At 71.7% G+C, this 24,343-nt stretch carries 19 protein-coding genes; 10 read left to right on the top strand and 9 right to left on the bottom strand.

The window, feature by feature from the left end; translation table 11 throughout:
• Positions 1-34: 34 nt before the first annotated feature.
• A complete protein-coding gene (arc, locus tag ACFWEG_RS20050) occupies positions 35-1,801 on the bottom strand; it encodes a proteasome ATPase (protein ID WP_387216875.1) in 1,767 nt (588 codons plus the stop codon).
• 257 nt (positions 1,802-2,058) lie between these two features.
• Between arc and ACFWEG_RS20045 the strand changes: the two genes are divergently transcribed.
• On the top strand, positions 2,059-2,370 hold the full coding sequence (locus ACFWEG_RS20045) for a ferredoxin (protein ID WP_387216873.1): 312 nt from the start codon (positions 2,059-2,061) through the stop codon (positions 2,368-2,370).
• Between the two features lie 18 nt (positions 2,371-2,388).
• Here ACFWEG_RS20045 and ACFWEG_RS20040 read toward each other — a convergent pair whose 3' ends face one another.
• The 3 genes from ACFWEG_RS20040 to ACFWEG_RS20030 form a co-directional block, all read right to left on the bottom strand.
• Entirely contained in the window at positions 2,389-2,973 is a 585-nt protein-coding gene (locus ACFWEG_RS20040; RefSeq protein ID WP_387216871.1) for a hypothetical protein, read from the bottom strand.
• A gap of 217 nt (positions 2,974-3,190) precedes the next feature.
• Positions 3,191-4,078 carry a tRNA (adenine-N1)-methyltransferase gene (locus tag ACFWEG_RS20035; protein WP_387216869.1) on the bottom strand — a complete coding sequence of 296 codons (888 nt, stop codon included), beginning with the start codon at positions 4,076-4,078 and terminating at the stop codon, positions 3,191-3,193.
• A gap of 47 nt (positions 4,079-4,125) precedes the next feature.
• On the bottom strand, positions 4,126-5,400 hold the full coding sequence (locus tag ACFWEG_RS20030) for a site-2 protease family protein (protein WP_387216877.1): 1,275 nt from the start codon (positions 5,398-5,400) through the stop codon (positions 4,126-4,128).
• Between the two features lie 110 nt (positions 5,401-5,510).
• On the opposite strand from ACFWEG_RS20030, the gene ACFWEG_RS20025 reads away from it, so the two are divergent.
• Both ACFWEG_RS20025 and ACFWEG_RS20020 read left to right on the top strand, forming a co-directional pair.
• Positions 5,511-6,437 carry a RecB family exonuclease gene (locus tag ACFWEG_RS20025; RefSeq protein ID WP_387216867.1) on the top strand — a complete coding sequence of 309 codons (927 nt, stop codon included), beginning with the start codon at positions 5,511-5,513 and terminating at the stop codon, positions 6,435-6,437.
• Between the two features lie 62 nt (positions 6,438-6,499).
• Positions 6,500-7,171, top strand: coding sequence for a response regulator (locus ACFWEG_RS20020; protein ID WP_387216865.1), 672 nt, complete (start codon positions 6,500-6,502; stop codon positions 7,169-7,171).
• 61 nt (positions 7,172-7,232) lie between these two features.
• On the opposite strand, the gene ACFWEG_RS20015 is transcribed toward ACFWEG_RS20020, so the two are convergent.
• From ACFWEG_RS20015 to metH, 4 genes are all read right to left on the bottom strand, one after another.
• Entirely contained in the window at positions 7,233-8,819 is a 1,587-nt protein-coding gene (locus ACFWEG_RS20015; RefSeq protein ID WP_387216863.1) for an ABC transporter substrate-binding protein, read from the bottom strand.
• A gap of 80 nt (positions 8,820-8,899) precedes the next feature.
• The gene (locus tag ACFWEG_RS20010; protein WP_387216861.1) at positions 8,900-10,495 is read right to left on the bottom strand and encodes an ABC transporter substrate-binding protein; all 1,596 of its coding nucleotides are present in this window, start codon (positions 10,493-10,495) and stop codon (positions 8,900-8,902) included.
• A 390-nt stretch (positions 10,496-10,885) separates the two neighbouring features.
• Positions 10,886-11,578 carry an HAD family hydrolase gene (locus ACFWEG_RS20005; RefSeq protein ID WP_387216859.1) on the bottom strand — a complete coding sequence of 231 codons (693 nt, stop codon included), beginning with the start codon at positions 11,576-11,578 and terminating at the stop codon, positions 10,886-10,888.
• A 149-nt stretch (positions 11,579-11,727) separates the two neighbouring features.
• Complete coding sequence (gene metH, locus ACFWEG_RS20000) at positions 11,728-15,234, bottom strand: methionine synthase (RefSeq protein WP_387216857.1); 3,507 nt, start codon at positions 15,232-15,234, stop codon at positions 11,728-11,730.
• A 291-nt stretch (positions 15,235-15,525) separates the two neighbouring features.
• Between metH and ACFWEG_RS19995 the strand changes: the two genes are divergently transcribed.
• The 7 genes from ACFWEG_RS19995 to ACFWEG_RS19965 all read left to right on the top strand — a co-directional run bounded on the left by ACFWEG_RS19995 (position 15,526) and on the right by ACFWEG_RS19965 (position 23,187).
• A complete protein-coding gene (locus ACFWEG_RS19995; protein ID WP_387216855.1) occupies positions 15,526-16,326 on the top strand; it encodes an IclR family transcriptional regulator in 801 nt (266 codons plus the stop codon).
• A gap of 222 nt (positions 16,327-16,548) precedes the next feature.
• Positions 16,549-17,331: an MIP/aquaporin family protein gene (locus ACFWEG_RS19990; protein ID WP_387216853.1), complete on the top strand. Its 783-nt coding sequence runs from the start codon at positions 16,549-16,551 to the stop codon at positions 17,329-17,331.
• A gap of 77 nt (positions 17,332-17,408) precedes the next feature.
• Positions 17,409-18,953, top strand: coding sequence for a glycerol kinase GlpK (glpK, locus tag ACFWEG_RS19985; RefSeq protein ID WP_387216851.1), 1,545 nt, complete (start codon positions 17,409-17,411; stop codon positions 18,951-18,953).
• Positions 18,954-18,979: 26 nt separating this feature from the next.
• On the top strand, positions 18,980-20,587 hold the full coding sequence (locus ACFWEG_RS19980) for an FAD-dependent oxidoreductase (protein ID WP_387216849.1): 1,608 nt from the start codon (positions 18,980-18,982) through the stop codon (positions 20,585-20,587).
• Positions 20,588-20,776: 189 nt separating this feature from the next.
• Positions 20,777-21,388: a sulfite oxidase-like oxidoreductase gene (locus ACFWEG_RS19975; RefSeq protein WP_387216847.1), complete on the top strand. Its 612-nt coding sequence runs from the start codon at positions 20,777-20,779 to the stop codon at positions 21,386-21,388.
• Positions 21,381-22,130 carry a ferredoxin reductase gene (locus tag ACFWEG_RS19970; RefSeq protein ID WP_387216845.1) on the top strand — a complete coding sequence of 250 codons (750 nt, stop codon included), beginning with the start codon at positions 21,381-21,383 and terminating at the stop codon, positions 22,128-22,130. The genes ACFWEG_RS19975 and ACFWEG_RS19970 overlap by 8 nt, the downstream gene beginning before the upstream one ends.
• A gap of 94 nt (positions 22,131-22,224) precedes the next feature.
• Positions 22,225-23,187 carry a PAC2 family protein gene (locus tag ACFWEG_RS19965; RefSeq protein WP_387216843.1) on the top strand — a complete coding sequence of 321 codons (963 nt, stop codon included), beginning with the start codon at positions 22,225-22,227 and terminating at the stop codon, positions 23,185-23,187.
• 87 nt (positions 23,188-23,274) lie between these two features.
• On the opposite strand, the gene ACFWEG_RS19960 is transcribed toward ACFWEG_RS19965, so the two are convergent.
• A complete protein-coding gene (locus tag ACFWEG_RS19960) occupies positions 23,275-24,237 on the bottom strand; it encodes an SMP-30/gluconolactonase/LRE family protein (RefSeq protein WP_387216841.1) in 963 nt (320 codons plus the stop codon).
• Between the last annotated feature and the right edge of the window lie 106 nt (positions 24,238-24,343).

Genomic DNA, 24,343 nt, shown 5'->3' with positions numbered 1-24,343 from the left:
CACCCGGGTGGGGTGCCCGCAGCCGGCCTTGGTTCTACAGGTACTGGCCGGTGTCGGCCACGGTGTCGATGGAGCGTCCGGTGTCCGCGCCCTGCTTTCCGGTGACGAGGGTGCGGATGTACACGATCCGCTCGCCCTTCTTGCCGGAGATGCGGGCCCAGTCGTCGGGGTTGGTGGTGTTGGGCAGGTCCTCGTTCTCCTTGAACTCGTCCACGCACGCCTGGAGGAGGTGCGAGACGCGGATGCCGCGCTGCTGGGTCTCCAGGAAGGCCTTGATCGCCATCTTCTTGGCGCGGCCGACGATGTTCTCGATCATGGCGCCGGAGTTGAAGTCCTTGAAGTACAGGACCTCCTTGTCGCCGTTGGCGTAGGTGACCTCGAGGAAGCGGTTCTCCTCGCTCTCGGCGTACATCTGCTCCACCACGGTCTGGACCATGCCGTGGACGGTGGCGGCCGCGTCGTTCCCGTGCTCGCCGAGGTCGTCGGCGTGGAGCGGGAGCCGGGCGGTGAGGTACTTGGCGAAGATGTCCTTGGCGGAGTCGGCGTCCGGACGCTCGATCTTGATCTTGACGTCGAGTCGGCCGGGTCGCAGGATCGCCGGGTCGATCATGTCCTCGCGGTTGGAGGCGCCGATGACGATGACGTTCTCCAGGCCCTCGACACCGTCGATCTCGGCGAGCAGCTGGGGGACGATGGTGTTCTCCACGTCCGAGCTGACGCCGGATCCGCGGGTGCGGAAGAGGGACTCCATCTCGTCGAAGAAGACGATGACGGGGGTGCCCTCGCTGGCCTTCTCGCGGGCCCGCTGGAAGACCAGGCGGATGTGCCGCTCGGTCTCGCCGACGTACTTGTTGAGCAGTTCGGGGCCCTTGATGTTGAGGAAGTAGCTCTTGCCGGCGGGCTGTCCGGTGACCTCGGCGACCTTCTTGGCCAGCGAGTTGGCGACGGCCTTGGCGATGAGCGTCTTGCCGCAGCCGGGGGGTCCGTAGAGGAGGATGCCCTTCGGCGGCCGGAGTTCGTGCTCCTTGAAGAGGTCGGGGTGCAGGTAGGGGAGCTCGACGGCGTCGCGGATCAGCTCGATCTGGCCGCCGAGGCCGCCGATCTTGTCGTAGTCGACGTCGGGCACCTCTTCGAGGACGAGTTCCTCGACCTCGCTCTTCGGGATGATCTCGTAGACGTATCCGGAGCGCGGCTCGAGCAGGAGTGCGTCGCCGGGCCGGATGGTGACGTCGAGGAGCGGTTCGGCGAGCCGGACGACGCGTTCCTCGTCGGTGTGTCCGACGACGAGGGCGCGTTCGCCGTCCTCGAGGATCTCCTTGAGGGTGACGATGTCGCCGGCGCGCTCGAACTCCATGGCCTCGACCACGTTGAGCGCTTCGTTGAGCATGACCTCCTGGCCGCGCCGGAGCTCCTCGACCTCGACGCCGGGGCTGACGTTCACCCGGAGCTTGCGGCCCCCGGTGAAGATGTCGCAGGTGCCGTCCTCGTTCGCCTCGAGGAAGACTCCGAAGCCGGCCGGCGGCTGCGCGAGCCGGTCGACCTCCTCCTTGAGGGCCACGATCTGGTCGCGGGCCTCGCGGAGGGTGTTGGCGAGCCGCTCGTTCTGCGCGGACACGCCGGCCAGGTTGGTCTGCAGCTCTACGATCCGCTCTTCGAGGATCCTCGTGTGCCGCGGAGAGTCGGCGAGCTTGCGTCGCAGGACGGCGATCTCCTGCTCGAGATAGGCAACCGTTCCCGTGGGGTCCTCGGAACCCCGCGCGGGCCGGATGCCGCGGTTGATGTCGTCGTCGTGTGCTGCCACGGTCCTCACCTCCTCCATAGGGAGCTGGTGCCGAGACCCTACCTGGGCCCGTGCCGGTTCAAACCCGAGATCAACAAGTCGATCCGGGCCTGTCCGATCTTCACCCTTGCGCGCTCCCTCCCGAAGCGGTGTACCCACCTCGCAAGATCCCGAAAGCGGTCGGTTGTATCGTCGGAGGAGTCAACACCCGTCACGATCGACGCGATTCGCGTCACCAGGGGCCCGCAGCGTCCGGGCCATCGAGGGAGCCGAGAGACATGACCGCGCAGCAGGAGTCCGCCACCGGGGCCGGGGGCGAGGAGCTCGAGGTCTGGATCGACCAGGACCTGTGCACCGGCGACGGCATCTGCGTCCAGTACGCGCCGGAGGTCTTCGAGCTCGACATCGACGGCCTGGCGTACGTGAAGGACGCCGACGACGAGCTGCTGCAGGAGGCCGGTGCCACGACCCGCGTCCCCCTGCCGCTGGTGAACGACATCCGGGACTCGGCGAACGAGTGCCCGGGCGACTGCATCCACGTCCGCCGGGTGTCCGACGGGGTCGAGGTGTACGGGCCGGACGCGGCCTGAGGGCCTTGCGGGGCCCTCTCAGACGCTCTGCGCGCGGTCCTGTCCGGTGCGGACGAAGGCGGTGCCGCTCCAGTGCCAGCCGGCCTCCTCGGTGACGTCGGGGCAGCAGCGCGGGACGCCGTCGGAGGAGTAGCCGTGCAGGGTGGCGGTGACGCCGCCGTCGGTGACGGCGAGGTCGGTGACGGTCCGCTTCTCGTCGGGGGTGACGAAGGTGGCGACGAGCCGGGGGGCGCCGTCGCGGCCGGTGGTGAGGACGTAGAGGCCGCTGGGCGGGGTGCCGCTGCCGGCGGCGCAGCGGACGGCGGCGACGGTCTCGGGGCGCCCGTCCCCGTCGAGGTCGCCCGACGCCTGTGCGAAGACGACGGGCTCGGTGTCGCCGCAGGTCAGCGGGTAGGTGACGGTGTCTGCGGCGGGCGGGGCCGCGGGGGCGGCGCTCGCGGCGGGGCCGTCGGCCGGGGCGGAGGAGGCGGTGGCCCGTTCGGGCTGGACGAAGGCGGCTCCCGCGACGACCGCGGCGAGCGCGGCAGCGGTGGTCAACCAGTGCAGGAGCCTGGTGCGGGTGTGGGCGGGGGCCCGGGCGTCGAGGAGTTCGGCGTGCTGCACGCGGAGGGTCTCCCGGGGAGGAGGGCGCGGGTGGGTGTCCGCATCGTGCCATACGTCACAGCGCGGCGGAACCTCGGGGTCCGTCCCCGCCGTGCAGAAAATGGGGCCCCACCGCACCGAACGCGACGGCGCCGCCGACCGGTTCCGCGGCGCCCCTGGACGGGGGCCGGGAACGGTGCGGCGGCGCCGGTGCGTTCGGTGCGGTGGGGCCTGCGGCTCAGCCCTTGTTGGGGCCCTCGTAGTCGTCGCCGTAGGCGCCTTTGGAGGGGCGGCGGCGGCGCATGGGCGGCTCGACGCCGTCGGCGAGGCGGCGGGCGGTGACGAGGAAGCCGGTGTGCCCGATCATGCGGTGGTCGGGGCGGACGGCGAGGCCCTCGACGTGCCAGTTGCGGATCATGGACTCCCAGGGCTGCGGCTCGGCGAAGCAGCCGATCTCGCGGAGCGACTCCACCGTGCGGGCGAGCTGGGTGGTGGTGGCGACGTAGCAGCAGACGATGCCGCCGGGGACGAGGGCCTTGGAGACGGCCTCCAGGCACTCCCAGGGGGCGAGCATGTCGAGGACGACCCGGTCGACCTCGGTGTCGGACAGGTTGTCCTGGAGGTCGCCGACGGTCAGGGTCCAGGCCGGGTGCGGGCCGCCGAAGTAGCGCTCGACGTTCGCCCGGGCGATGTCGGCGAAGTCCTCGCGCCGCTCGTAGCTGTGCAGCATGCCCTGGTCGCCGACGGCGCGCAGCAGGAAGGTGCTGAGCGATCCGGAGCCGACTCCCGCCTCGACGACGCGGGCGCCGGCGAAGATGTCCGCGAAGGCCAGGATCTGCCCCGCGTCCTTGGGGTAGACCACGGCGGCGCCGCGGGGCATGGACAGGACGTAGTCGGGGAGCAGGGGGCGCAGCGCGAGGTAGGCGACGTTTCCCGTGGTTCGGACAACACTGCCTTCGGGGGCGCCGATCAGCTCGTCGTGGGAGAAGGCACCCTTGTGGGTGTGGAACTGCTTCCCGGCTTCGAGCGTGAAGGTGTGGTGGCGTCCCTTGGGGTCGGTGAGCTGGACCTGGTCCCCGACTTCAAAGGGCCCGCGACGGCGGGCGGCACCGGTCGGTTCGGACATGTGAACAGCCTACCGGCCGTGGAAGGGCCCGCTGACCGGCGGCGGGGTCAGGCGGGGCGCGCCATGGCCCGGACGAAGGCGCGTTCGACGTCGGCGGTGGACAGGACGCCGTAGATCTGCCCGGTGTCCTCGACGACGAGGTACTCGGTGGCGGGGGTGGCCCGCAGGCGTTCGAGGAGTTCCTCGCCGGCGAGCTCGGCGGGGACCCGCATGCCGTCCTTGATCTCCTGGGCGAGGCCGCTGACGGCGACCCAGGGCCTGCGGTGCTCGGGGACGCCGACGATGGCGGACTCGCGGACGACGGCGGTGGGGTCGCCCTGGCCGTCGACGACGACGAGGGCGCGGGCCCCGGCCTCGTTGGCGCGGCGCAGAGCCTCGGAGAGCGGGGTGTGGGACTCGACGGGGACGGCGCGGCGGGTGAGGGCGCGGGCGCGGAGCTCGGGGAGGTGTTCGCGCAGTCGGGCCATGCGCAGGCTGTTGCCCGCGCCGGTCCAGATGATCGCGGCGAGGATCGCGGCGAGCAGGGCGTCGGTGACGGTGTCCATGCCGTCGACGCCGCCGGTGCCGTCGCTGTCGCCGCCGAGGGTGCCGTAGTGGGTGAGCAGGGGGACGCCGACGAGGACGGCGACGGCGAGGGCGCGGCCGAACCAGGCGGCGGCGACGGTGCCGGTCATGGCGTTGCCGGTGAGCTTCCAGATGACGGCGCGGAGCATCCGGCCGCCGTCCAGCGGCAGCCCGGGCAGCAGGTTGAACGCGGCGACGATGAGGTTGGAGACCATGAGTCCGGCGAGCAGCACGCCGGGGACGGTGCCGGGGTCGACGAGCTGGACGCCGAGGTAGAACACGCCGCCGAGGACGAGGGAGAGCAGGGGGCCGACGAAGGCGAGGACGAATTCGCGACCGGGGGTCTCGGCGTCCTTCTCGATCTCGGAGACGCCGCCGAAGAACTGGAGCTGGATGCGCCGGACGGGGAGCTTGTAGCGCAGCGCGACGACGGTGTGGGCGAGCTCGTGGACGAGGACGGAGGCGTAGAAGGCGACGGCGAAGAAGAGGGAGACGAGGTAGCGCAGGGCGCCGAGCTCGGGCAGGACGCGTTCGAGCTGGCCGCCGAAGACCCAGGTGATGAGCGCGGCGACGAGGAACCAGCTGGGGGCGACGTAGATCGGGACGCCGAAGAGGCGGCCCATGAGGAGGCCGCCGCCGGGGCGCTTGCCGTCGTCCTTGTCCGGGCCGGCCTCCGGTCGGGCGGTCTGCCGGCCGGTGCCGCTGTGCTCCCCTTCGTCGCCGGACCGCGGCTTGTCGTGTCCGCCGCGTTCGTCCATGCTCATCCGCTCGATCCCCACGTCGGAAAGTTCCCACGATCATGCAGTGCGGGAGGGTCTGTCGTCGATGGTATGCCGCTGGTGTCGGTGGTGGGCCGTAGGGTCGTGGCATGGAAACGCGCCCCTCCCCCGCAGCTCCGCCGGCGTCGCTGTCGCCGTCGCGTGCGTCGGACTTCATGCAGTGCCCGTTGCTCTACCGGCTCCGGGTGATCGACAAGCTGCCGGAGAAGCCGAGCGAGGCGGCGACGCGGGGCACGCTGGTGCACGCGGTCCTGGAGCGGCTCTTCGACGCCCCGGCGGCGGAGCGGACGGTGCCGCGGGCGCGGGCGCTGGTGCCGGGGCAGTGGGAGCGGCTGCTGGCGGCGCGGCCGGAGCTGGCGGGGCTGTTCGCGGCCGAGGAGGGCGGCGCGATGGACGCCGAGCGGCTGGCGGCCTGGCTGGAGCAGGCCGGTCAGTTGGTGGAGCGGTGGTTCACGCTGGAGGACCCGACGCGGCTGGAGCCGGCGGAGCGGGAGATGTTCGTGGAGGCGTCGCTGGACTCGGGTCTGCGGCTGCGGGGAATCATCGACCGGGTCGACGTGGCGCCGACGGGCGAGGTGCGGATCGTCGACTACAAGACGGGCAAGGCGCCGCGCGCGGAGTACGCGGACGGCGCGCTGTTCCAGATGAAGTTCTACGCCCTGGTGGTGAAGCGGCTGAAGGGGGTGCTCCCGCGCCGGCTCCAGCTGGTCTACCTGGGCAGCGGTGACGTGCTGACGTACGACCCGACGGAGGCGGACCTGCGGCAGGTGGAGCGCAAGCTCCTGGCGCTGTGGGAGGCGATCTCGGAGGCGACGCGGACGGGCGACTGGCGGCCGCGGCCGACGAAGCTGTGCGGGTGGTGCGACCACAAGGCGGTGTGTCCGGAGTTCGGCGGCACGCTGCCGCCGTATCCGCTGCCGGTGCCCGGCGCGGCCGCCGGGGGCGGGGCCGGGGCGGTGCCGGGGGCGCGGGCAGCGGAGGCGGACGAGCCGGTGGCGGGCGAGCAGGCGCCGTAGCCGCCCGGAGGCGGCCGGGGGCCGCAGGGCACAATGAGGGCCGGTCCGACGAAGGAGTTCGAGTGGCTATCCGCGTCCTGCTGGTGGACGACCAGCCTCTGCTGCGCACCGGTTTCCGGATGATCCTGGAGGCCGAGCAGGATCTCGCGGTCGTGGGCGAGGCCGGGGACGGTCTGCAGGCGCTCGACCAGGTGCGGGCGCTGCAGCCCGATGTGGTGCTGATGGACATCCGGATGCCGCGGATGGACGGGGTGGAGGCGACCCGGCAGATCACGGGGCCCGACCGGGACGGCCCGGCGAAGGTGCTGGTGCTGACGACGTTCGACCTGGACGAGTACGTGGTGGAGGCGATCCGGGCGGGGGCCAGCGGGTTCCTGCTGAAGGACGCGCCGGCGCACGAGCTGGTGCAGGCGATCCGGGTGGTGGCGGCCGGGGAGGCGATGCTCGCCCCCAGCATCACCCGGCGGCTCCTCGACAAGTACGCCGACCACCTGCCGTCGGGCGACGAGCTGGTGCCGGACACGCTGCACACCCTGACCGACCGCGAGGTCGAGGTCCTGAAGCTGGTGGCGCGCGGTCTGTCGAACGCGGAGATCGCGGCGGACCTGTTCGTGTCGGAGACGACGGTGAAGACGCACGTCGGGCATGTGCTGACGAAGCTGCGGCTGCGGGATCGGGTGCAGGCGGCGGTCTACGCGTACGAGAGCGGGCTGGTGCGGCCGGGCGGGCAGTGACCGCGACGGCGGAGGGGGGCCCGCACCGTGTGGTGCGGGCCCCCCTTCGTCCGGTGTGCGGTCAGGCCTTCTCGATCTCCCAGAAGCGGAAGACGGTGGAGGCGTCCAGGCACCACTCCAGGCCGGTGATGCCGTCGCGGGCGACGGCGTACTGCTTGCCCTGCCAGACGGGGAGGATCGGCAGCTCCTCGGCGACGATGTCCTGGAGCCGGTCGTACTGGTTGGTGGTGGCGCCGCGGTCGGCCTCCTCGGCGGTGCCGGGGATGATCTGGTCGGTGATGACCTTGTTGTCGTAGTTGTTGGCCAGGACGTTGTCCTTGCCGAAGAACGGCTGGGTGAAGTTGTCGGGGTCCGGGTAGTCCGGGACCCAGCCCTTGACGTAGACGCCGTACTTGCCGTCGGCGATGTCCTTCTCGTACTGCTCCAGCTCGACGGACTTCACGTCGGCGTCGAACAGGCCGCTGGCGTTGAGCTGGGCGGCGATCTCCTCGAACTCCGGCACGGTGGCCGGGCCGTAGCGGGCGGGGGTCGCCCACAGGGTGAGCTTGACCTTGCCCGTGATGCCCTCCGAGCGCAGCGCCTCCTGGGCCTTGGCCTTGTCGGGGCGGGGGCCGTAGGTGTCGAAGAACGGGGTGGTGTGCGCGGTGATCTGCGAGGGGACGATCGAGTACAGCGGGGAGGCGGTGTCCCGGTAGACCTTGTTGACCAGGGCCTCGCGGTCCAGGAGGTAGGCGAAGGCCTTGCGGACGCCGAGCTTGCCGACGACGGGGTCCTTGACGTTGAAGACCAGGTGCTGGACCTCGGCGCTGTTGCCCTCGACGACCTCGACGCCGCCGCGGTCGGCGGTGCTGGCCGCCTCCAGGTCGGCGATGGCGTCGGCGGTCAGACCGCGGTAGGCGACGTCGACCTCCTCGCCCTTCAGCGCCGAGCCGAGCGCCTTCTGGTCGCCGTGGTAGAGCTTGAGGGTGACGCCGGAGTTCTTGACCTCGGCGGTGCCCTTGTAGTCGGGGTTGACGGCGAAGACGGCCTCCTTCTTCGCGTCGAAGGACTCCAGGACGTACGGCCCGGAGCCGACGGCCTTGCCGTCGGTGCGGAGCTTCTTGCCGTCGTACTCGCGGTGGTCGACGATCGAGCCGGCGCCGGAGGCGATCTTGCTGGGGAAGGTGGCGTCGGGGACCTTCAGGTGGAAGACGACCGTCCTGTCGTCGGGCGTCTCGATCAGGTCGAGCGAGCTGAAGAGGATGCTCGGCCCGTCGGGGTCGGCTATCGCGTTGGTGCGGTCGAAGGAGAACTTGACGTCCTTCGAGGTCAGGCTGTTGCCGTTGGAGAACTTCAGCCCGCTGCGCAGGGTGCACTTGTAGACGGTGCTCTCCGAGTCGGTGAAGCCGCACTTCTCGGCGGCCTCCGGCTCGGGCTCGGTGCCGCCCTTGGGGAAGCTCAGGAGGGACTGGTAGACGTTGTTGAACAACAGCCACGAGCCCGGGTCGTAGCCGGAGGCCGGGTCGGTGGTGGCCACCTCGTCCGACATGCCGACCGTCACGGGCTCGCCCTCGCCGCCGCTGCCCTGCTCCGTACCGCAACCGCTGAGCAGGCCCGCGGCCAGTCCGGCCGCGAGCGGGGCCACCAACCACTGGTTACGCATTCTCAACGTCGTGCCTCACAGTCTTGACTCAGGTTCCCTACCGGTGCATGCCCACGGCTGACCGGGTCCTACGAGGTGTCCGGCCGTCACACGCCGCGGCCGAGCTCCCACAGCTGTAGCTCCGAGGTGGAGCTGAGCGCCCATTCGACGCCGGTGATGTCGTCGCGCGCGGCGACGAACTGCTTGCCCTGCCACAGCGGCAGCACGGGCACGTCGCGGGCGACGATGTCCTGCGCCTGCTCGAAGCTGGCCGCGGCCGCCGTACGGTCCGCCTCGCGGCGGGAGGCGGGGATGAGCTCGTCACGCACGGTGTCGTTCGTGTACGACGAGTTCAGGAAGTTGTCCTTCTCCAGGAACGGGGCGACGAAATTGTCGGCGTCGGGGAAGTCGGGGAACCAGCCCATTCCGTAGACGGCGTATTCGCCGTCGAGCTGGGCCTTGCGGTAGTCCTGCCACTTGCCGCCCTTGATGGAGGCGTCGAAGAGGCCGCTGGCGTTCAGCTGCTTCTGCAGCACCTCGAATTCCTTCGCGGTGGCCGGACCGTAGTGATCGGTCGTGTAGTGCAGCGTCAGCGGGACGGGGGTGTCGATTCCCGCGTCCTTCAGCAGTTTCGCCGCCTTGGCGGTGTCGGGATTCCCGTAGGCGTCGAAGAAGGAGGTCGCGTGGCCGGTGATGAAGGTCGGGACCAGCGAGTAGAGCGGTTCGGCCGATCCGCCGTAGACCTCCTCGGCGATCTGGCCGCGGTCGACGAGCTGGGCGACGGCCTGCCGGACGGCCCTGGACCGCACCTGGGGGGCCTCGGTGTTGAAGCCGAGGTAGCGGATCTCCAGGCCGGGCATCTCGACGAGGTCGACGCCGTCGGGCGGGGAGCTCTGCAGCCGCTCGGTCTGCCGTGGCGTCATGGTGCGGTTCATCAGGTCGATGTCGCCGCTCTCCAGGGCATCGCCCATGGACTGCGCGTCGCGGTACGAGCGCAGCTCGACCCGCTCGTTGCGCACCTTCAGCTCGCCCTTGTAGGAGGGGTTGCGGGTGAAGACGGCCCGCTGAAGGGAGCCTTCGCCGTCGGTCTCGGCCTTCAGGGTGTAGGGGCCGGAGCCGTTGACGGCGAAGCCCTCGCGCAGCCGGTCCTTGGCGTAGTGCCGGGGCGGGACGATGCCGGCGACGGGGGTGGCGAGCTTGTAGGGGAAGGTCGCGTCGGGCGACTTCAGGTGGAAGACGACCTCGCGTCCACCGCGCGGCTCGACCGTGTCGATGTTGGCGAGCAGGCCCTTGGCGCCGTTGTCGTCGTCGATGGTGCGCACCCGGTCGATGGAGTACTTGACGTCCTCGGGGGTCACCCGGTCGCCGTCGGCGAAGCTGAGGCCGGGCCGCAGCGTGCAGCGGTAGCTCTCGTTCTCGGAGTCGGTGAACTCGCAGCGGTCCGCGGCGTCGGGCACGGGTTCGCCGCCGCCGCGCGGGGCGCTCATCAGGGTCTGGACGGTCTGCCGCAGGATGTTCCAGGAGCCGGTGTCGTAGGCGGTGGCCGGGTCGAGGGGGGCGGGGGCGGACGACGTCGCGCTGAACCGGTCGGTGGTGCCGACGACGATGGCGTCGCCGCCTCCTCCGCTCTCCGAGCCGCACGCGGCCAGGACGGGGGCGAGCAGGCCGATGACGGCCGGCAGCACCAGGTTCTTGCGGTTCATACGGGCAGTTCTCCAGGGCGATCTGTCCGTGCCCCCGGCGATCAGGGGTGGGGGAGGCGGGGAGCACGGGTGGGGGGAGGGTCTCTCGCGACGACATTAGTGGGCGGGGGCGGGGCCGCCGGATCGGCCCGGAGGCCGACCGTCATCACGGAGCGCCAGCACCCGCCGACACACCGAATCAAGAACTGCGGAATGTTTCGTGCACCTGATGCCGAATCAGGACACAACGCGCCGGCACTTGTCCGTACGGAGACGGGGAGTTCACGGTGGCGCGGCGCCTTCCGGGGCGCGGTGAGTGATGAACATCACCGTGCGTCGGAAGATACCGGCGAGGTAATTGATTCACCGGGAAACGAATCGGTGAATGACAAATGTGCAATGGCGCCGCTGTCAGCCCATCAGGCGGCGCAGGAAAGCGAGATCGACCTCTTCGAGGGAGCTGACGACGGTCCGCCGGTGGGCCGGGGCGATGGCCGTCACGGAGGGTACGGCGACGACCCGGCAGCCTGCCGCCTCCGCGGCCGCGATGCCGGTGGCGGTGTCCTCGACGACGACGCAGCGGGCGGGGTCGGCGCCGAGTCCGGCGGCGGCGACGAGGTAGGGGTCGGGGTGCGGCTTGGTGCGCTCGACCTCGTCGCCGGCGACGGTCAGGCCGAAGTGGTGGGCGCCGAGGGAGTCCAGGACGCGGTCCATGATCCGCCGGTGGGAGGCGGAGACCAGCGCCGTGGGCACGCCGTGGTCGAGGAGCTCGGCGAGGAGCCGTTTCGCGCCGGGCATCAGGGGCAGGGTGCGGCTGATGCGGGCCTCGAAGCTGTCGTTGAGCAGGGTGCTCAGTTCGTCGAGGGTGATGTCGGCGCCGGTGGCCTGGATGAGGAAGCCGGCGCTGCGGGCCATGGGCCCGCCGACGACGATGTCGCGCCAGGCCTCGTCGAGCGGGTGGCCGAGGGCCTCGAACACGGCGGTCTCGGCGTCCCACCAGAAGCCCTCGGTGTCGATGAGGGTGCCGTCCATGTCCAGGAGGACGGCCTGCAGCGCGGATCCTCGGGCGGACGGGGCGCCGAGGGCGGGGACCGTACTGGTCATCCGGGTACCTCCGGGGGGACGAGAAGGCCGGGCGCCCGTGCGGGCGACCGGCCTCAGCTGGACGAACCAGTGTACGTGGCCGCCCCGGGAACGGCCTCCCGATTGCCGCGGGGCCGCTCCCGGGGCGGGAGCGTACGCTCCCGCGCGGTTCAGCGCGCGTTGAAGTACTTCGCCTCCGGGTGGTGGATGACGATGGCGTCCGTGGACTGCTCGGGGTGGAGCTGGAACTCCTCGGAGAGGTGGACGCCGATGCGTTCCGGCTGCAGCAGGTCGGCGATCTTCGCCCGGTCCTCCAGGTCGGGGCAGGCGCCGTAGCCGAGGGAGAAGCGGGCGCCGCGGTACTTCAGGGCGAACATGTCCTCCATGGCGTCGGGGTCCTCGCCGGCGAAGCCGAGCTCGGAGCGGACGCGGGCGTGCCAGTACTCGGCCAGCGTCTCGGCCAACTGGACGGACAGGCCGTGCAGTTCGAGGTAGTCGCGGTAGGAGTTCGCCTCGAAGAGCTTGGCGGTCTCCTCGCCGATGCGGGAGCCGACGGTGACGACCTGCAGGCCGACGACGTCGGGCTCGCCGGCCTCCTCGGGGCGGAAGAAGTCCGCGAGGCAGAGCCGCCGACCGCGACGCTGGCGGGGGAAGCTGAAGCGGGTGCGCTCGGAGCCGTCGTCGCCCAGCAGGATCAGGTCGTCGCCCTTGGAGTGGCAGGGGAAGTACCCGTAGACGACGGCCGCCTCCAGGAGGTTGTTCGACTGCAGGTGGTCGAGCCAGCCGCGCAGCCGGGGGCGGCCCTCGGTCTCGACCAGTTCGTCGTAGGACGGGCCCTCGCCGTTGCGGACCTGCTTGAGACCCCACTGGCCCTTGAAGAGGGCGCCCTCGTCGAGCCAGGGGGCGTACTCCTTGAGCTGGATGCCCTTGACGACGCGGGTGCCCCAGAACGGCGGGGTGGGGATCGGGTTGTCGACGGCGACGTCGGAGCGGACCGAGCCCTCCGGCTCGTCGACCTCCAGGACGGCGGTGTCCCGCTTGGCGACCCGGCGCTGCTTCAGCTCGGGTAGGGCCGCGCCGGGGACGCCGCGCTTGACGCCGATGAGGGCGTCCATGAGGCGCAGGCCCTCGAAGGCGTCGCGGGCGTAGCGGACCTCGCCCTCGTAGATCTCGTGCAGGTCCTGCTCGACGTAGGCGCGGGTGAGGGCGGCGCCGCCGAGGATGACGGGGAAGTCGGCGGCCATCTTGCGCTGGTTGAGCTCCTGCAGGTTCTCCTTCATGATCACCGTGGACTTCACCAGGAGGCCGGACATGCCGATGACGTCGGCCCGGTGCTCCTCGGCGGCCTCCAGGATCGCGGAGACGGGCTGCTTGATGCCGAGGTTGACGACGTTGTAGCCGTTGTTCGACAGGATGATGTCGACGAGGTTCTTGCCGATGTCGTGGACGTCGCCGCGGACGGTGGCCAGCACGATCGTGCCCTTGCCCTCGTCGTCCGACTTCTCCATGCGCGGCTCCAGGTAGGCCACCGCGGTCTTCATGACCTCGGCGGACTGCAGCACGAACGGCAGCTGCATCTGGCCGGAGCCGAACAGCTCGCCGACGACCTTCATGCCGGCGAGGAGCGTGTCGTTGACGATCTCCAGGGCCGGGCGCTCCTGGAGGGCGTCGTCGAGGTCGCGCTCCAGGCCGTTCTTCTCGCCGTCGATGATGCGGCGCTGGAGGCGCTCCTCCAGCGGCAGGGCGAGGAGTTCCTCGGCCTTGCCGGCCTTCATGGACTTGGTGCTGACGCCCTCGAAGAGCTCCATGAGCTTCTGCAGCGGGTCGTAGCCCTCGGCGCGGCGGTCGAAGATCAGGTCCTGGGCGGCCTTGACCTGCTCCTCCTCCAGCCGGGCGATGGGGAGGATCTTGCTGGCGTGGACGATCGCGGAGTCCAGGCCCGCCTTGACGCACTCGTCGAGGAAGACGGAGTTGAGGACGACGCGCGCGGCCGGGTTGAGGCCGAAGGAGATGTTGGACAGGCCGAGTGTGGTCTGCACGTCGGGGTGGCGGCGCTTGAGCTCGCGGATGGCCTCGATGGTGGCGATGCCGTCGCCGCGGGACTCCTCCTGGCCGGTGCAGATGGTGAACGTCAGGCAGTCGATCAGGACGTCCGACTCGCGGATGCCGGCCGCGGTCAGGTCGGTGATGAGCCGTTCGGCGATGGCGACCTTGTGCTCGACGGTGCGGGCCTGGCCCTCCTCGTCGATGGTGAGCGCGATGAGCGCGGCGCCGTGCTCGCGGGCGAGCTTGGTGACCTGGGCGAAGCGGGACTCGGGGCCGTCGCCGTCCTCGAAGTTGACGGAGTTGATGACCGCGCGGCCGCCGAGCTTCTCCAGGCCGGCGCGCAGGACGTCGACCTCGGTGGAGTCGAGGACGATCGGCAGGGTGGAGGCGGTGGCGAACCGGCCGGCCAGCTCCTCCATGTCGGCGACGCCGTCGCGGCCGACGTAGTCGACGCAGAGGTCGAGCATGTGCGCGCCCTCGCGGATCTGCTCGCGGGCCATCTCGACGCAGTCGTCCCAGCGGGCCTCCAGCATCGCCTCGCGGAACTTCTTGGAGCCGTTGGCGTTGGTGCGCTCGCCGATCGCCATGTACGAGGTGTCCTGGCGGAAGGGCACCGACTGGTAGAGGGAGGCGGCGCCCGCCTCGGGGCGGGGGGTGCGCTCCGGCGGGGTGACGCCGCGGACGCGCTCGACGACCTGGCGCAGGTGCTCGGGGGTGGTGCCGCAGCAGCCGCCGACGAGGGAGAGGCCGTACTCGGCGACGAAGTTCTCGTGCGCGTCGGCCAGTTCGGCGGCGGTGAGCGGGTAGTGGGCGCCGTCCTTGGTGAGGACGGGGAGGCCGGCGTTGGGCATGCAGGACAGCGGGACCCGGGAGTTACGGGCGAGGTAGCGCAGGTGCTCGCTCATCTCGGCGGGCCCGGTGGCGCAGTTCATGCCGATCATGTCGACGCCGAGCGGTTCGAGCGCGGTGAGCGCGGCGCCGATCTCGGAGCCGAGCAGCATGGTGCCGGTGGTCTCGACGGTGACCGAGCAGATGATGGGAAGGTCCAGGCCCGCGATCTCCCGGGCGCGGTGCGCGCCGACGATGGAGGCCTTGGTCTGCAGGAGGTCCTGGGTGGTCTCGACGAGCAGGGCGTCGGCGCCGCCGGCGATCAGGCCCTCGGCGTTCTGCTGGTAGGCGTCGCGGATGGTGCGGTAGCCGACGTGGCCGAGGGTGGGCAGCTTGGTGCCGGGACCCATGGAGCCGAGGACCCAGCGCTGCTGCCCGGTGCGCTCGGTGAAGTCGTCGGCGACCTCGCGGGCGATCCGCGCGCCCTTCTCGGAGAGCTCGTGGATGCGGTCGGCGATGTCGTACTCGCCGAGGGCCGCGAAGTTGCAGTTGAAGGTGTTGGTGCCCACGCAGTCGGTGCCGACGGCGAAGTACTCCTCGTGGACCGAGCGGACGATGTCCGGCCGGGAGACGTTGAGGATCTCGTTGCAGCCCTCGAGGTTCTGGAAGTCCTCCAGGGTGGGGTCCTGGGCCTGGAGCATGGTGCCCATGGCACCGTCGGAGACCACCACACGGGTGGTCAGCGCCTCACGGAGGGCGGCCGCTCGGTCTGCGGCGGTTCGGGCTGTCGGCGACGAGGCCATGGATCTGCTCCCTGGTTGCGACGGCTGTCGGCTTTGCGGCGGGTCCGTCGGGACGCCGCACGGGGTCAGCGTAGCCGGGGCCGGTTACGGACCGCCGGAGTGTTCCACGTGCCGGACGGTCCGGGCGGGCGTCCTCGGCGCCGCCCGGGTGACCCGGCGTACAACCGTTCCCCGGGTCGGACGGGGGACGGCGGTCGACGAAGGCCGATATCGTTCAGCATGGCCGAACGCCGTCGCCATCGGCCCGTCGGCCCGCGACCGGCCCGCAAGAGGAAGAGGTGGCTCCCGACCATGGCCAAGAACATCCAGTCGCTCGAACGCGCGGCGGCGATGCTCCGCCTGCTCGCGGGCGGGGAGCGGCGGCTCGGCCTGTCCGACATCGCCTCGTCCCTCGACCTCGCCAAGGGCACCGCGCACGGGATCCTGCGCACGCTGCAGCACGAGGGCTTCGTCGAGCAGGATCCGGCCTCAGGCCGCTACCAGCTGGGCGCGGAGCTGCTGCGCCTGGGCACCACGTACCTCGACGTGCACGAGCTGCGGGCCCGCGCGCTGGTGTGGACGGACGACCTGGCACGTTCCAGCGGCGAGAGCGTGTACCTGGGGGTGACCCACCAGCAGGGGGTGCTGATCGTGCACCACGTCTTCCGGCCGGACGACAGCCGGCAGGTCCTGGAGGTGGGCGCGATGCAGCCGCTGCACTCGACGGCGCTCGGGAAGGTGCTCTCGGCATACGACCCGGTCGCGCACCGGGAGGTGACCGATCTGGACGCGCACCGCGAGCCGGGCATGGACCCGGGGGCCGACTTCAAGGCGTTCACCGCCCACACCGTCACCGACCTGGAGCGGTTCGAGACCGCGCTCGACCTCACCCGGGCCCGGGGCTGGGCCTCCGACCTGGAGGAGACCTGGGAGGGCGTCGCCTCGCTGGCCGCCCCCATCCACGACCGCCACCGGATGCCGGTGGGCGCGGTCGGCATCACCGGTGCGGTGGAGCGCATCCGGCCCGGCGGCGAGGTGCGGCGCGAGCTGGTCACGGCCGTCCGGGACTGCGCCCGCGCGGTCTCCCGAGATCTGGGCGCCGGACGCTTCTGAGCCCGCCGCCGCACCCGGGCGGCCTTGCCCACATCTCGCCGCAGGCCCTTGACGTACAGCCGTCGAGGAGACAACGCTGTCGTCCAGCGGTCGGCATTGTCGAACGGTTGACGAAAACGGCGTTACAGTGAGGCAAGCCAAGGGCCGAGCAAGTGGGGCGGGGCGCCGGATGGGACCCGGTGCCCGCGTTCCTCCCCTGGACGAAGGACAAAGGAGTCTCCGGTGTCCAGTTCCGACATCTTCATCGGCGAGACCATCGGTACCGCCGTACTCATCCTGCTCGGCGGCGGCGTGTGCGCCGCCGTCACGCTCAAGCGCTCCAAGGCGCAGAACGCCGGCTGGCTCGCCATCACCTTCGGGTGGGGCTTCGCGGTGCTGACCGGCGCCTACATGGTCGGCGGCGTCTCCGGCGCCCACCTGAACCCGGCGGTGACGATCGGTCTCGCCGTCGAGGGCGGGACCCCGTGGAGCAAGGTGCCGATCTACCTCGGCTCCCAGCTCCTGGGCGCCATGATCGGCGCGTTCCTCGTCTGGGTCGCGTACTACGGCCACTTCCGGGCGCACCTGACCGACCCGGAGATCCTCGCCGCGCACCGCTCGGGCATCGAGGGCCCCTCGAAGCAGGCCGCGGGGCCGGTGCTCGGGGTGTTCTCGACCGGGCCGGAGATCCGCAACGTGGCCCAGAACATGGCCACCGAGATCATCGCGACGGTGGTCCTGGTGCTCGCGATCCTCACCCAGGGCCTCAACGCCGACGGCGACGGCCTGGGCCCGTTGGGCGCCCTGGTCACGGCCCTGGTCGTGGTGGCGATCGGGCTCGGCCTCGGCGGGCCGACGGGTTACGCCATCAACCCCGTCCGCGACCTGGGTCCGCGCATCGTGCACGCGCTGCTCCCGCTGCCGAACAAGGGCGGGTCCGACTGGAGCTACGCCTGGATCCCGGTCGCCGGACCGCTGATCGGCGGCGCCCTGGCGGGCCTGCTCTACAACGTGGCCTTCGCCTGAGCCGCGCCGTGGACAGCCGCACAGAGCCGCGGAAGTCTTCCCCCAAACGAGCCCGCATCCGACCCTTGGAGCACTTCGTGAGCAACGACGCACACACCACCGGCCCGTTCATCGCGGCCATCGACCAGGGCACGACCTCCAGCCGCTGCATCGTCTTCGACAAGGACGGCCGGATCGTCGCCGTCGACCAGCGCGAGCACGAGCAGATCTTCCCCAAGCCGGGCTGGGTCGAGCACGACGCCGCCGAGATCTGGACCAACGTGCAGGGCGTGGTGGACGGGGCGATCGAGAAGGCCGCCCAGGACAATCCCGGTTTCACCGCGGACGACGTCAAGGCGATCGGCATCACCAACCAGCGCGAGACGACGCTGCTGTGGGACAGGAACACCGGCGAGCCCGTCCACAACGCCCTCGTCTGGCAGGACACCCGCACCGACGCGCTGTGCAAGGAGCTCGGCCGCAACGTCGGCCAGGACCGCTTCCGCCGCGAGACGGGCCTGCCGCTCGCCTCGTACTTCGCCGGGCCGAAGATCCGCTGGCTGCTCGACAACGTCGAGGGCCTGCGCGAGCGCGCCGAGGCCGGCGACATCCTCTTCGGCACCATGGACTCCTGGGTCATCTGGAACCTGACCGGCGGCGTCGACGGCGGGGTGCACGTCACCGACGTCACCAACGCCTCGCGGACCCTCCTGATGAACCTCCACACGATGGAGTGGGATCCCAAGATCCTCTCCTCGATGGACATCCCGGCGGCCCTCCTGCCGGAGATCCGCTCCTCCGCCGAGGTCTACGGCACTGCCGCCTCCGGCGCGCTGGCCGGCGTCCCGGTGGCCTCCGCGCTCGGCGACCAGCAGGCCGCCCTGTTCGGCCAGACCTGCTACGCCGAGGGCGAGGCGAAGTCCACCTACGGCACCGGCACCTTCATGCTGATCAACACCGGTGAGCGGCCCGTCAACTCCTACAACGGGCTGCTGACCACCGTCGGCTACCGGATCGGCGACCAGAAGCCGGTCTACGCCCTCGAGGGGTCGATCGCGGTCACCGGTTCGCTGGTGCAGTGGATGCGCGACCAGATGGGCCTGATCAACTCCGCGGCCGAGATCGAGACGCTGGCCTCCAGCGTCGAGGACAACGGCGGCGCCTACTTCGTCCCGGCGTTCTCCGGCCTGTTCGCCCCCTACTGGCGCCCCGACGCCCGCGGTGTCATCGCCGGGCTCACCCGGTACGTCACCAAGGCGCACATCGCGCGCGCCGTCCTGGAGGCGACGGCCTGGCAGACCCGCGAGATCAGCGACGCCATGACCAAGGACTCCGGCGTGGAGCTGACCTCGCTCAAGGTCGACGGCGGCATGACCAGCAACAACCTGCTGATGCAGACCCTCTCGGACTTCCTGGACGCGCCCGTGGTGCGCCCGATGGTCGCCGAGACCACCTGTCTCGGCGCGGCCTACGCCGCCGGCCTCGCCGTCGGCTTCTGGCCCGACACCGACGCGCTGCGGGCCAACTGGCGCCGCGCGGCGGAGTGGACCCCCCGGATGGACGCGGAGACACGCGACCGCGAGTACAAGAGCTGGCTGAAGGCCGTGCAGCGGTCCATGGACTGGCTCGACGACGAGAACTGACGACGATCAGAAGGAGGAGTACCCCCATGACCACCCTGCAGAGCGCCCCGGCACCCGGGTCGCACCCGGCCGGCTCCCCCGGGAGCCGCGCCGAGACCCGGGAGCGGCTCTCCACGACCACGTTCGACCTCCTGGTGATCGGCGGCGGCATCCTGGGCATCTCCACCGCCTGGCACGCCGCGCAGTCCGGGCTGCGGGTGGCCCTGGTGGACGCCGGCGACTTCGCCGGCGCCACCTCCTCGGCCTCCTCCAAGCTCCTGCACGGCGGGCTGCGCTACCTGCAGACCGGCGCGGTGAAGCTGGTCGCGGAGAACCACTTCGAGCGCCGCGCGGTCTCCCGCGAGGTCGCCCCGCACCTGGCGAACCCGCTCACCTTCTACCTGCCGGTGTACAGGGGCGGCCCGCACGGCGCCGCCAAGCTCGGCGCGGGCGTCCTCGCCTACTCCGCGCTCTCCGCGTTCGGCGACGGTGTGGGGCACCTGCTCTCGCCGTCGAAGGCCGCCCGGGACGTCCCCGAGCTGCGCACGGAGAACCTGAAGGCCGTCGCGGTCTACGGCGACGACCAGATGAACGACGCCCGGATGGCCCTGATGACCGTCCGCGCGGCCGTCGACGCGGGCGCCGAGGTGCTGAACCACGCCGAGGTCGCCGGGCTGCGCCTGACCCGCGGCCGGGTCACCGGCGCGGAGCTCAGGGACCGCATGGACGGCACCGAGTTCGGCATCGACGCCCGGCTGGTGCTGAACGCGACCGGGCCGTGGGTGGACCACCTGCGCCGGATGGAGGACCCCGCCGCGGCTCCCTCCATCCGCCTCTCCAAGGGCGCGCACCTGGTCCTGAAGCGGACCTCGCCGTGGAAGGCGGCGCTCGCCACCCCGATCGACAAGTACCGCATCACCTTCGCCCTGCCCTGGGAGGACATGCTGCTCCTGGGGACCACGGACGAGGAGTTCGAGGGCGACCCGGCCGACGTCGCGGTCACCGAGCGGGACACCGCGCAGATCCTCGACGAGGCGGCCTTCTCGGTCCGCGACCAGCAGCTGTCGCGGGACCTGATCACGTACGCGTTCGCGGGTCTGCGGGTGCTGCCCGGGGGCCCCGGGGACACCTCCAGGGCCAAGCGGGAGACGGTGGTCACCGAGGGCCGCGGCGGGATGCTGTCGGTGGCCGGCGGCAAGTGGACGACGTTCCGGCACATCGGGCGGACGGTCATGGAGAAGCTGGCCGCGCTGCCCGGCGGGCCGCTCGGCGAGGAGATGGAGCCGATGTCCCGGCTGCCGCGCAAGCTGCCGCTGCCGGGCGTCGCCAACCCGGCCGCGGTCGCCCACCGGCTGCTCGTCGACGGCCCCGCCCCCGGGCCCCGGATGGCGGCCGACACCGCCCGCCACCTGGCCACCCACTACGGCTCGCTGGCGTACGACATCGCCCGGCTGGTCCACGAGGACCCGGCCCTCGGCGAGCGGATCCACCCCGACGCCCCCGAGATCTGGGCGCAGGTCGCCTACGCGCGGGACCGCGAGTGGGCCGAGACGGCCGACGACGTCCTGCGCCGGCGCACCACGCTGACGATCCGCGGTCTGGCGACGGACGAGATCCGCGGCCGCGTCGAGGGGATGCTGGGCGAACGCCGCTGAGGGGGCATGCGGTAAGGGGCGGACCTCTTGGACATCGCCCCTTACCGCAGCCCCGTGAGCACCGTCCCGCGCCGGCCGGTACGGGTGGGGCCGCGGAGGCCCAGGGGGTTAGGCTTTTCGGGCGGACGATCCGATCGGTGCGACCGGTAACGCCGCCCCTCGCCGACCGCCCCCGCTGGAGGACCTTCCATGAGCACCACCCGCGGTTTCACCGGCCGCGCCCGCGCGGCCGGGCGCGACCCGCGGCTGCCGCCCGGCCAGTACGACGCCCGCGACTCCTGGCCCGTGCTGTCCGCCGAGGTCACCCCGGACCTGGACCCCGCCGACTGGACGTTCCGCGTCGACGGCCTGGTCGCCGAGCCCCGCACCTGGAACTGGAGCGAGGCGCACGCCCTGCCCGCCTCCGCCTACGAGGGCGACATCCACTGCGTGACCAGCTGGTCGAAGTTCGGCGTGCGCTTCGGCGGGGTGAGCCTGGACGCGTTCCTGGCCGCCGTCCGCCCGCTGCCGACGGCCACCCACGTCGTCGCCTACTCCCACACCGGCTACACCAGCAACCTCCCGCTCGCCGACGTCACCGGCGGCCGGGCCTGGATCGCCTGGGAGTACGACGGGGCGCCGCTGCCGCCCGAGCACGGCGGCCCGGCGCGGTTGGTCGTCCCGCACCTGTACTTCTGGAAGAGCGCCAAGTGGATCGCGGGCCTGCGGCTCCTCGACCACGACGAGCCCGGCTTCTGGGAGCGCAACGGCTACCACCCGCGCGGCAACCCCTGGCAGGAGCAGCGGTACTCCGGTGACTGACACCTTCACTCCCCCCACCCGGTTCGCGATCCCCGGCCGGATCGCCGTCCCGCAGACCTCCGAGACGACCTGGCAGCCGGCGGTGATCGCCGGGATCCGCCGCGAGACGCCCCGCGCGTCCACGTTCCGGCTCGCCGTCCCCACCTGGCCGGGCCACGTCCCCGGCCAGCACCTCATGCTGCGGCTCACCGCCGAGGACGGCTACACCGCCCAGCGGCACTACTCGCTGGCCTCCGCGCCCGACGACAGCGGCCACATCGAGCTGACCCTCGACCACGTCGCCGACGGCGAGGTCTCAGGCCATCTGCACCGGGTCGCCCGCGCCGGCGACACCGTGGAGGTGCGCGGCCCGGTCAGCGGCTTCTTCGCCTGGCCCGGCGACCGCCCCGCGCTGCTGCTGGGCGCGGGCTCCGGCGTCGTCCCGCTGATGTCGATGCTCCGCCACCGCCGGCGGCGCGGCCTCGACGTCCCCCTGCGCCTGGTCGTCTCCGCCCGCACCCCCGAGGAGCTTATCTACGCCGACGAGTACGGGGACGAGACCCTGCCCGTCCTCACCCGCGTCCCCGGCGGCGGCCGGCTCTCCGCCGCGCACCTGGAGCCGTTCCTGCACGGCCCCGAGCGCCCCGACGGCGGCTGGGAGGCGTACGTCTGCGGGTCGAACGCCTTCGCGGAGCACGCCTCGCGGCTCCTCGTGACGCTCGGTCAGCCGGTGGACCGCATCCGCATCGAACGGTTCGGCTGACCGCTCGCCCCGGCGGGCGCAAGGGGCTGCGGCGGGTACCGGATCACGCCGTAAGGTTGCCCCGTACGCAAGGAACTTCGGAAGGAGGCGCTGGGTGATCGAGCTCGAGGGGGTTCCCGAGCTGGTCGACCCGGTGATGGTGGCCGCGTTCGAAGGCTGGAACGACGCCGGCGACGCCGCCTCCACCGCGGTCGCCCACCTGGACCGGGAGTGGAAGGGCGAGGTCTTCGCCGCGCTCGACGCGGAGGACTACTACGACTTCCAGGTCAACCGGCCCACCGTGTGGCTCGACGGCGGGGTGCGCAAGATCACCTGGCCGACGACCCGGCTGTCCGTGGTCCGCATCGGCGGCGAGAAGCCCCGGGACCTGGTCCTGGTGCGGGGCATCGAACCGTCCATGCGCTGGCGCTCGTTCTGCAACGAGCTGCTGGGCTTCGCGCACGAGCTGGGCGTGGAGATGGTGGTGATCCTGGGCGCGCTGCTCGGCGACACCCCGCACACCCGGCCGGTCCCGGTCAGCGGGGTCACCTCGGACCCGGACCTGGCCCGGACGATGGACCTGGAGGAGACCCGCTACGAGGGCCCGACGGGCATCGTCGGGATCCTCCAAGAGGCGTGCACCCACGCCGGCGTCCCGGCGGTGAGCCTGTGGGCGGCCGTGCCGCACTACGTCTCGCAGCCGCCGAACCCGAAGGCGACGCTGGCGCTGCTGAACCGCCTGGAGGACCTGATCGGGCTGCCGATCCCGCTGGGCGAGCTCCCGGAGGACGCCCGGGCCTGGCAGGTGGGCGTGGACCAACTGGCCGCCGAGGACAGCGAGGTGGGCGAGTACGTCCAGTCACTCGAGGAGGCCAGGGACACCGCCGAGCTGCCGGAGGCCTCCGGCGAGGCGATCGCCAGGGACTTCGAGCGGTACCTGCGCCGGCGCGACGACAGCCCGGGCAAACCGCCGACGACGCCGCCCCGGCTGGAGCGAACCGAGGAGCGCCCCGACGACCGGGCCGCGGACGGCTCCGAGCGCACCGACGGTGCCGAGGACGACCAGCAGGACGACTGACCCGCCCCGGACGGGGCGGTCACCGGGGGCTCTCCCGGTGACCGCCCCGTCCGTCGTTTGCGGGGCCGGGGCCCGGGCCCGGGCTGCTCAGACCCGCCGGATCGACACCACGTCGTACGCGGTGTCCGGCCCCGGCTCCGCCACGTCGAACCGGGCGTTGGGCAGGTAGACCCGGTCGCCGTGGGCCGCCGCGGTGGTCGGGATGCGGAAGCCCGGGTCGGTGAACCGCGCGAGAGCCCGGCCGCGCGTCCCGGCCTCGTCGAGCCGGAAGACGTCGACCAGGTTGAGCGACTGCTGGACGACGTAGAGCGTCCGGCCGAGCAGCAGCAGGCCGTCGGCGTACGGGAGCTCGGGTCCGTCGAGCGCGACCCGCCGGGTGCGGCCGGTGCCCGGGTCGACGCGGACGACGCTGCCGCCGGCCAGGACGTTGTTCGCGACCAGCAGGGCGCGCCCGTCCGGGGTGCGCTCGATGCCGTTGGCGGTGAAGCCCGGCCCCTGCTCCCAGTCGCCGGTCAGCGGGACGGTGGCCGGTTCGCCGAGCGCGCCGCCGCGACCGACGGGCAGCCGGTAGAGCTGCGGCTGGTAGGAGTCGGTGAACCAGACCGCGCCGGGTGTGACCACCGCGTCGTTCACCATCGTGTTCGGCGCGCCGACGGTCCAGGTCCGGGAGGTGAGCCCGGAGCGGAGGTCGGCGATCCGGATCTCCCGGCTCCAGCCGCCGCAGAGGTAGAGGCGGTCGTACCGTTCGTCGATCTTGAGGCCGATGACGGGGTGGGCGTCGCTGCCCCGGCCCTTCACCACGGTCCGGCCCCGGCCGGTCGCGAGGCTCACCTTGCGGACGTCTCCGGTGGCGATCGAGCCGAGGTAGGCGTACGGGGCGCGGCCGATCGTGATCCCCTCGGGCCGCCAGCCGTTCGGCAGCGGGAAGGAGGTGGGCCATGCGCGGCGAACGGGCGGGGCGGCGTACGCGGGGGCGGGTGCGATGACGGCGGCCGCGCCGAGCGCCGCCGCCCCGGTCAGAAGTCTCCGTCGTGCGAAGGAGCGTTCCATGGGCGTCCTCTCGTACGGGCAAGCGCTTCAGGTCGCCAGAAGCCCACCACGGAACGAGATTCCCGCGCATCCCTTCGGCAACAAGTGACGGGGCGCCGTCCGGATC

The sequence above is a fragment of the Streptomyces sp. NPDC060194 genome, assembly GCF_042728285.1.
GTDB lineage: Bacteria > Actinomycetota > Actinomycetes > Streptomycetales > Streptomycetaceae > Streptomyces.
This window is presented reverse-complemented; position numbering and strand designations above follow the sequence as displayed.

Bases quoted from the DNA above. Each gene is read 5' to 3' on its own strand.
- ACFWEG_RS19980 (WP_387216849.1), top strand. From the start codon at position 18,980: ATGACCACCCTGCAGAGCGCCCCGGCACCCGGGTCGCACCCGGCCGGC.
- ACFWEG_RS20035 (WP_387216869.1), bottom strand. From the start codon at position 4,078: ATGTCCGAACCGACCGGTGCCGCCCGCCGTCGCGGGCCCTTTGAAGTC.
- ACFWEG_RS20045 (WP_387216873.1), top strand. From the start codon at position 2,059: ATGACCGCGCAGCAGGAGTCCGCCACCGGGGCCGGGGGCGAGGAGCTC.
- ACFWEG_RS20010 (WP_387216861.1), bottom strand. From the start codon at position 10,495: ATGAACCGCAAGAACCTGGTGCTGCCGGCCGTCATCGGCCTGCTCGCC.
- metH (WP_387216857.1), bottom strand. From the start codon at position 15,234: ATGGCCTCGTCGCCGACAGCCCGAACCGCCGCAGACCGAGCGGCCGCC.
- ACFWEG_RS19975 (WP_387216847.1), top strand. From the start codon at position 20,777: ATGAGCACCACCCGCGGTTTCACCGGCCGCGCCCGCGCGGCCGGGCGC.
- ACFWEG_RS20030 (WP_387216877.1), bottom strand. From the start codon at position 5,400: ATGGACGAACGCGGCGGACACGACAAGCCGCGGTCCGGCGACGAAGGG.
- ACFWEG_RS20025 (WP_387216867.1), top strand. From the start codon at position 5,511: ATGGAAACGCGCCCCTCCCCCGCAGCTCCGCCGGCGTCGCTGTCGCCG.
- ACFWEG_RS19960 (WP_387216841.1), bottom strand. From the start codon at position 24,237: ATGGAACGCTCCTTCGCACGACGGAGACTTCTGACCGGGGCGGCGGCG.
- ACFWEG_RS19995 (WP_387216855.1), top strand. From the start codon at position 15,526: ATGGCCAAGAACATCCAGTCGCTCGAACGCGCGGCGGCGATGCTCCGC.
- ACFWEG_RS20005 (WP_387216859.1), bottom strand. From the start codon at position 11,578: ATGACCAGTACGGTCCCCGCCCTCGGCGCCCCGTCCGCCCGAGGATCC.